1 pseudogene is annotated in these 625 nt (G+C 43.5%); it reads left to right on the forward strand.

The features are described 5' to 3' along the window. Positions 1 to 625 (forward strand): annotated as a pseudogene (locus tag KIV40_RS31830) (MSHA biogenesis protein MshI); the annotation flags it as partial.

Consider the following 625-nt stretch of genomic DNA (forward strand, 5'->3'; position numbering starts at 1 on the left):
TTTTAAGCGAGGTGCATTTGTTGATCATACCGTTTGTTTCCAGCGCTCAATTCGTAGTGTTGTGCCGCCGCTGACGGGTGTCGCTTCCAGTGCACTGCAGATGGACGGCCTAGCGCTTGAGCTACAGCGCTCGATTGATTACCTTTCTTCTCAAATTAAGGGCGTTCAACTTCGACAGCTAAAAATATGCTGTGATGAAGAAGATGAGGCGCAGTTACAAGAGGCTTTATCGAACACACTGAGTTCGAATGTTTCCTTAATCAGTCACAACGGGCGTGAAAGCTCAGAGGCTCTATTGATTGAGCTTGCCAATACGCGCTCTGAGTTCAAAGTTAACCTCTACCCTGAGCATCTAAAACCGAAAAAAGAGTACTTTACACTAACGAATGTAGCGGCATCTTGGGCTTTAGTTTCTACTGTTATGTTCGCAGCTTACGGTTTTATGCACTATCAAACGATTCATATTGATGATGAATTGATTGTTCTTCAGCAAAAATCTAATCAATTAAATAGTCAGGCTAAGCAGCTTAATGCTGAATTAGCGCAACATAAGCCCTCTCCAGAGAAAGTGGCTGCGGTTGAGCGTCTCAAACGTGAGATTCAAGCTAAAAAAGATGCCTTAAAG

The organism is Vibrio sp. D173a, from assembly GCF_030248475.1.